Annotated in this window: 5 protein-coding genes; all 5 read right to left on the minus strand. The window is 34.3% G+C overall.

The features are described from left to right. Positions 1–135: 135 nt before the first annotated feature. Positions 136–1,959, minus strand: coding sequence for a response regulator receiver domain (locus AC07NP_RS21055; RefSeq protein WP_494661612.1), 1,824 nt, complete (start codon positions 1,957–1,959; stop codon positions 136–138). After that, positions 1,952–4,921: an ATP-binding protein gene (locus AC07NP_RS21060; RefSeq protein ID WP_494661613.1), complete on the minus strand. Its 2,970-nt coding sequence runs from the start codon at positions 4,919–4,921 to the stop codon at positions 1,952–1,954. The genes AC07NP_RS21055 and AC07NP_RS21060 overlap by 8 nt, the downstream gene beginning before the upstream one ends. Before the next feature lie 96 nt (positions 4,922–5,017). Further along, positions 5,018–6,211, minus strand: a complete 1,194-nt coding sequence (locus AC07NP_RS21065; protein WP_494661614.1) for a DNA cytosine methyltransferase — start codon at positions 6,209–6,211, stop codon at positions 5,018–5,020. Positions 6,212–6,484: 273 nt separating this feature from the next. Then, entirely contained in the window at positions 6,485–8,215 is a 1,731-nt protein-coding gene (locus AC07NP_RS21070) for a hypothetical protein (RefSeq protein ID WP_494661615.1), read from the minus strand. A 278-nt stretch (positions 8,216–8,493) separates the two neighbouring features. Beyond that, a partial coding sequence (locus AC07NP_RS21075) for an integrase core domain-containing protein (RefSeq protein WP_213090773.1) occupies positions 8,494–8,567 on the minus strand: 74 nt, incomplete at its 5' end.

Consider the following 8,567-nt stretch of genomic DNA (forward strand, 5'->3'; position numbering starts at 1 on the left):
ATCATGCTCGCAAAAGCGGTGAAATTCAATTGTTGATCGTCACGTTGGTTATAAGGAAATTTAAATATAAAATGATCTGACAGGTACCACTATAACTAACTGGTAACTGTCAGATCCGATCTGTGCTTATATATTTTAATTGATAAAATCTAATCCTACCCGGGACTTGGATACACCAAGTCTCCCTAATAAGTTTAATGCATATTCGTAGCGTAACTCCGCAACTATTTTTGCTTCTACAGATGTCACATTCATTTCATTATTTGTTGGTTCAGCATATTTGAGCATTATTGTGTTCTCTTCAGAGAAAATACCTTGGTTTTCTATATAACAATCCATTGCTTTAGGGTTTGCTTTTCCATCAAGCCCAACAGTGAAACTAAGTATTTGTATTTTACCATCCAACTCAGGCTGAATGAACAATAGATTATTTTGAGTCGAGTAATTTAATATTTGCCTAATAGCTTCATCGTCGTTAATTGGAGGTAGACTATCCAAATTAAGCTCTTTTTGCATGTTTTGGCGAGTGTTGATTAATGCAACTTTCGCATCGTACATCTTCACGAGCGTAACAGGGAGTAAATTATTTCCGTTTTTCTGGCCAGGAACAAGATCACACATGGGAGTTAAACATAGCCAGTGATTGTTCTTGAATTTTAAGACATGTCCGGTAACTAGATGATGAGAAGTAATTTTTTTAGAACAGCTGAAACAATTTGCATGTTTGATTTGTTCTAGTTCGTCATCAAGTGTAGATTTATCGATAAAATAGTCTAAGGGGGAGTCTATTTTTTTTAGTTCTCGGACTAGGTTGATTGTAAATTGATCCAATCCTACTTTAATTTCGTATGCTAATTCTTCCCACAATTTAGTAACTGCTTGCCATGCAGCGGTTTTTATTGCATGTTCATCTTTGTTCTCAAGAAGTTCTTTTAACCATGCAGCTTGTAAAAACTTCTTATTTAGTATGTTACTTGCAGCGTAGCTGCCATTACTTTCAATCTCACTTCTGAGCTTTGACAAAATAAGCTTATGCGGATGTGGCTTAGAATTTGATAATGCTTCTAAAAGTTGGTTTGGTATTTCACTGATTGGTGTGTCTTTTTTACCAAGGACCGTGATAAATAAGTCTTCTGTTTTTATCCAATTACAGTCATTATTTATTCCCCAATCAAAAAATTTTGAGGTCTTGTCATTGAATTGATCTGCATATCTCTCAAGTTTTTCTGAGATAATCCATTTTAAAATCAATGGCTTTTGTATATTTATGCTATCTGGTTTTCTCCCATATATATCATAAAAAACATCAAGGGTTTCGTTCTGAAAATTCCCCGAACATAAGTCGGAATCATATTTGTGAATTAAGTATAATAAATCTATAGTTGATATGGAATTAACCAAATCGTCCCTAATTCCAGGCTCGTCGATTTCCCACTCATCTAAACTATCATCTACCTTGGACTTGATTTTCTCATTTAAAATACTAATTGCTGGTCTTTTCTGTAATGACGTAATAATATCAATCAGAACTTCATTAACGGAACCTTTTTGCCCATCATAACCCTTGGTATGTACCGCGACAATATTAAAATGACGATTCTCAGATAAGCTCTTTATAATATCTATCGACTTCTTACAATATCCAGAATCTTCCCCGTCTAAATGATAGTCTAAGATTAATAAATCACTGTGGTAAAGACGGTTAGATACAGTACCTTCTTGGACCTTTTGCTCTTTGCCATTGTAAACATCTAAAAGCCAGTTGTATTTTTCACTCCGACTGATATCAATTATTTCTTTTAGTCGGTAAATATTTTCTTGAGAAAAGTCATCTTTGCTGCTTAAAATTAGATCATCAATAGTTGGATATTCATCGTCAATAACCGTTACTGTTCTGATAGGGTCGATATATGCAGATTTCAAATGTGGTTTGTAATCGAAAGTAGAGTTATTAAGCATTTTTAATTCCTTTAAAATTAATTACAAAATTAGCACCATTTAGTATTTTTTTCTCTGTTCTTGTTTCGTAGAAAATACTATGACCACTCACTGCTAAATTTTGTTTGCAGAGATAAAGGCCAACCCCGCGACCACCTCTTTGTTTCTTGGAGAAAAATATAGTAAAAAGCTCGGACACATCATCAGGATCAACCCCTGGTCCATTATCACTAACATATATCAAACCATCAAGTACCTCTAATCTAATAATTCGACGTTCTTCTATAGTTTCTTTAACCCAATATCGTGAGTTATTTACTAAATTAATAAATACAGGGTAAATTCTAGCTGGTTGATCATATAGTGAAATATCTAAAAATTTAGTAGAGCAAGAAAATTCAATTAAATCCTTTTCAAATTTACTTTTGAAAAAGTGATTAACATAATCAAAAATATCTTTTCCACTTAGGAAAGCTCTAACCTTATCTCCCGATAGTTTTAATGGACTTAAAAAACGCCAGGAATCGCTTAATGATTGGTGTGCTTGAGTAATGCTAGATAATGCATTTTCCTGATATTCATCGAGATTCGTTGATGTCAATCTATTTATACCCCGCTCAATAGTCATATCGAAACCTTCTATTTCATGACCAATTATCTCCACAGTTATCCCTAACTGAGCGAGAGCGTTAACTTGTTCTACTTGTTTCTTTAAACGTGCATTCTCGTTTACTGAAGAGATAGCAAGGCCTTCTAAATCAATTTCCTCTCTTAAACTTTCTAATGCTGTGATATATGGGGCATAAGTTTGATTTATTTCGATATCTTGAATTTGATAGGCAAGGTCTAAATTCTCAAGTGTTTGCTTAAGTGATGTTCTATTTTCTTGTAAATCAGCCAGACATTGTGATGCTTTTTCATGAAAAGCTTTATTGGTATTACTGGTTATTTCATCAAATCGCAAGGTTTCTTCTTTTAATATGCTGCGTCCTTTGTTCGAAAATTTTCTTATTTTCGAATGCAATATAGCAGCTTTGCTACGAAAATCTTTTTCAGCAATTGTAAGGTCATCTTTAACTACAAGGTGATCAAGTGCTGAATATACAGAGTTATTAATCTGCTTCAAAAGACTTTTAGCGTCAATTTCTATATCACGATATTGCCGATAGTCTTTCTCTATGCTACCTAAATTCCTAGGTACCGAGCCCAAAGATAAGTTTTTCAATGAGCCATCTAATGAATCAATGTGTTCCTTGAGATGTAAAAGTTCTTCTAGATCCTTATAGTTATTCTTATCGCTCAAAAGCTGTGATATTTCATAAAACTCTTTTCTTAAATTTTCTAAAGAAAGACGATCCCGATGAATCGATGTCTTAATCCTTTTTTGTTCTTTTCGTAATAGTTTTTTTCTGTCTTCATCTGCTTTTAAAGCAGCATGTTTAGCATTTATTTCTTCGAGCTTCTCATCGCGTAAATCTGAACTACGCCCAATAAATCTCTTTGCAACTTCTATCAAAATATTTTCGACGATCTCTCTAAATAATTTAGATGCTTTATTATCAATAATACCTTCCCTGCCAGCTTTATCTCGCAGATTAGGGTTATGGGCTTTAGTTATATATACACCACCAAAGCATGCCCTATTACTGAACATATACATACCAGCGTTTTTAGTACGCCTTTTCTCAATTTCAAAAAAGTCGTTATCTTCACGGCCATAAGGCATAACACGCAAATCATCTCGAAAAACCATTACGCCGCCGAATTGTTCACGGATACGATTAAAGGTTGCATGCTGTTCATCTGACAAGGTGCTGTTTGTTCTCGTAACTTCAAATGTGCCTATTCTTAAAAAGAAAGGGCCAAAGCGGGTATCTTTTCTGGTCTTATATGCAGATTTAGGTTTAACGGTAATATTATCAAACCATTCTCCGAAGGCTTTTACTTTCCCGGAAAATAATCCACTTTCATCAATACTTCCTTCGACTATATGTTCTAGCTGATCAAAATTTGAGATATCAAAGTTTCTAACTTCATCGATAATAAATCTTTGAAGATTACCATTCCAGGCGACAACACTTGTCTTGAAATCAGTAATCTGTTCTTCGCTTTCTCTTTTAAATGGATTAACAAAGCTATTTAATGTTTGAAGAAAGCGTTCTTTAGCCCGAACTTCTGCACCTTGAGCTTCTGAACCCGCATCTGTCGATAGCTGTGCTATTAAATCATCGTGAATTCCAGCAATAAACATTGCTGTGCCGTGAGTTGTTTTATTGTTCCACACAGGCCAAGACTGAAAATGTCTTTCCTCAAAGAAAGCATTAATTACAGTTTGTTCGATAGCTCCTTTTGTAGTATCACTGTTCTCATTTTCTTCTAATTCAGAATAACTTTCCCAAGCTTGTTCGATGCGGCTGTCTCGTAAATTGTCAACACCATCTCCCCACATATTACCCATTAATGCATCAAACATCTCAGGTATAACAGTGATTAATTCATTTTTATCACTGCATTCCATGATGGGTATCTTAATATCATTAAGCATTAAATATGGATTTTCAAAAATCCGCCAGTCAAGTAGACATGCTACAAGTGGTTTATCTTTCTTTTTGGAAACTAAAAGCATTAATGAACCCAAGGCTGCGCAAGAAAGACGGCCTATACCCTTCTGGCCTTGCTTTACTCGAATATGATCTATTCCGTTTCTATCTTCAATTGGGATATCTCTTTTTATGGCCTTGGATTCTGTTCCCACTGTCAGCCACTTATTGATAATGTCATCTATTGACATTCCATGCCCATCATCAACCAAAGTTGCTACAGGAGTGTTGCCGTCAAATATATTTAGCGAAACATTACGAGCATAAGCATCATATGCATTTTTCCATAGCTCGGAAATTGCTGTTGGACAATCAGCTATCTGCTCACGTCCTAGATGATCAATTGTCCTTGCTCTTGTTTGAAAAGCTGCTGAAATTACCATTTTTCACCTTCTATTATCATAAGGTAAGTAATCATCAAAAGAGTTTTTGGTCCATTTAAGTTTCTAGTTTTGACATTTTTCATTCATTACACCTTATCAATTGGGTGCAATTATGTTAAGTAATGCATTTATTAATATTGTGCCTAACATAGGGGGAACTGCATTACCAATCTGTCTTGCTTGCTCTGTCGCATTACCCCAAAAAATGTAGTCATCAGGGAATGTTTGCAACCTTGCCGCATGCCTTAAAGTGATGCCGTGATTTTCCCATGGATGAATGAATCTTCCCTTAGATGGATTGTTACACCCAGTTGTAATTGTATTGGCTGGTAGGTGAATCATTATGCGCCCATAAACATCTTTGTGGCCTGCGTATCCATTGGAATGACATTTTAGCTCGAATTCTTTTCCTGCATCGCTTCTACTGCCATTGAGTTTTGTTGCTCTGAAACGCTCTTCCATACGCTCAGTTGGTGTCATATGTATGTTGCATGGATCTTTTTCGCTTATTGGTGCGTCTTGATATTCTAGGTTTTCAAGTAGCTCTTGTGCTTCATCAATTGAGTAAGAAGTATGTTTAAGAAAGTATTCTGATATATATCTTTGAATTAAGTTATCATTCATCTTTTCAAAAACAGAGGATGCGGTTCTCCACGTATTTTTTGAATTGTTTTTTACTTCATTAGAGTTAGGGTTGAAATGAGTAGCTTGAGGTGGAAACTCAATATTATTTCTTTTTTTTAAAATGTCATTTCTAACGCCTGCAATGAAAACTCGTTTGCGATTTTGCGGAACACCATAGTCACGAGCATTTAATACATCGCAATGAATTAAAGTATAACCATTTTTGGAAGCCAAAAATTTAAAGCGTTTCAAATGGGCCTCATGTCTTTTCCATAACAAACCGGAGACATTTTCTACCAAAAAAGCTTTTGGTTTAAATTCACAAACAAAATCAAAATACCTTAAAAGCAATTTGTTTCTAGGATCATCAACACCAGCATCATTAATTCGATGACTGGAAAAACCTTGGCACGGAGGCCCACCAAGTATCATGTCAAGCTCGCCTTTCTTGAGCTTTATTTTTTTTCTTAACTTTTTTGGGCCTACGAGTAAAATATCTTCCTGTAAAAGTTCGGTCTTATGCTCAAGCCTTTCTAACATATTTTTTCTGTAGGTGTTTGCAGCCGCGCTATCGAATTCAATAGCAGCAACAACATCTATAGCGCCTGTATTGTGGGCGGATAAACTAAACCCTCCAGCCCCCGCAAATAAGTCAATTGCCTTCATATAAGTCCAAAAGTAACTCCTAAATCTTGATATTTTACTCTTTTTTTTTATAAATGCAACAAGCAAATATTATATATGACGAGAATAGACGTTTTTATTATTTCTAGCGCAGTCTTAACAAGGGGTATCTTTCATGTTTTATAGGATGCAAGTGTAAAGAGAATTAACGGTTATTTGTTGTGATGATGAATATAATATTTAGTACTTTATTAAGATAAATAGTTTTAAAATGCACTCTTATAATGGTGCATTTTAAAAATTTGAGTATTAGATTTATCTTTCTTGTTCTAAACTGAAAGTTAAATTTTTTATCATCCATTTCGATGTAGGTTCGTGAAGATATTCAATGTTAGCTCCTTGGTTTAAAGTTTTTAATTTGAGGATTAAAGATGAAATACTATCTTTTTTTTCCACTTTATAATCGTCGATAAGTTGAATTGCATAAATAAACTGCGCCCAGTTACAATACGCTGTATCTTCGTCAGATAACTCTTTGAGTGGATAGGCATAATGTTTTGTTATGAATAATTTATATATTTGTAATTTTGGTACATGCTTGGTGATTTGTAACGATTTCCTTAGTTCTATTTCGGTTATGCTGTTTACCCAATTGTTAATCGAAGCAAGCCAATCCGATGCTTGTTTTTTTAATCTGGTGGTTCTAACATATTTCGCGTGTAGATCAGCGCCATAAAGTTCTTGATGTTTTAGTTGACAAAGGAAAACTATTCCTGTGTTTTTTTCGACAACAACTAAGTCTATATCAGTTAATGTTTTACCATTCTCTTTTATCTTTATATTTTCATGGTATTGTAAGTTACTGAAATTTTCGTTCAAAGCACCTTTTATTGCTCTTTGCAATACTTGTTCTCGTGATTGTTGCTGCTTATCATAATCCTTACTAAAATGAAATCTTAAGGAGTCATGAAGGTATTGTAACGGTGAGCTATATCTTGCTGCAATACAGAAGAAAAAACTTTCATCAGAGCTTTGAATCAGCATCGGTAGCTCCGCTCCAGGGTTGTCTAATAATTTGATGTTTCTTCTGCTATAAGAAATAACTTCAAAAATTTTACGTGCATCGTCTAATTCAAGCTGAGTGTATCCTTTTAGTGACGATCCAAAGTAATTAATTGCATCACACATGCTTTCTATAAATTCGTCTGTATTTGCTGAAACTGTTAGAATATTCTCTAACTTTATTGTGGTATGTTTTATTGTGAGTTTTTCTGAAAACCTTAAATGTTTTTCAATTACCGACATTATAAATCCGATAGCTAATTTATATTTTTGAAACTCTATCCCTCCAAATTTTACGGAGTAGTGAAAAGTGTCAAATCCATCTTGATTGAAAAGCTCTGAATAGGTGAGCCCAAAAAAGAATTCATCTAGAATAGGTGCGGATTCGTACCCTATAAAATGAGTTTCATATGGATAAACTAAATCAAACAACTTATTGTCAATATCTACTTTGAATTCCTCCATGAATTTTGATTTATAAATTTCAATGAGATTTTCTCTGTATTGATCTTTATAATGATTAGATATGTGTTTTTCATGGCTTTCTTCATCAACAAGTATTGATGGTATGGTTATTTTAAACTCATTCTTCCCTGTTTTTTCTATTTTAGTGTGGCCGGAATAAACTGACTGCGCAATTCTCCTGCCATGTTCGACCATTCCTAAGCCTCTTACAATATTATGTGTTTCAGCGCTTATTTCAGAGCTTTGTAGAAACATTATAGCAGGGACTTCAAACGAGGTTCGTGCTTCAAGGGCTAATTTAATTAATCGAGAAACGCCCAGTTTAAATATATAATAATATTCTTCCTGACTAAATGTCGCATTGTATTCACTATGATTTTTATAATGCATTAAATTTAGTTCGTTTACAGCTGAACGTAATATCATACCTAGCCGATCATCTTTTAAAAGCTGAGTAAATGGTTTTTCCTGTTCATTTAGAGACTTGAAAAATTCTTTCAATATATTATTATCTGACATTGTAAGACCTCTAAAAATATAATGTGTACTTCATTATAATTAATTTATTGTCGTTTTAACAATGTCTTTTTATATGTTGAGGCTGAATGTTTTCTGTTTTGATATAGTGAGGCTGTATTTTTTGAAATTATAATTACGTATAGGCTTGAAATGTGTCATTGTATGTGAACTGTAAAACATATTAATACTTATGGCTGAGGACTGCTTTATGTTATTTTCCCCCATACCTTCCCCCCACTATCCTGAGCTGATCCTACCCACGTAATGTGGACACAGCCCTAAGCGAGATTCTGGTTTTCAAACTGTTCCGGGCTGAGTCCGCCACAGGCGCTGTGACGTCTCCAGCGATTGT

It is taken from the genome of Citrobacter sp. GW821-FHT07H02, assembly GCF_059418505.1.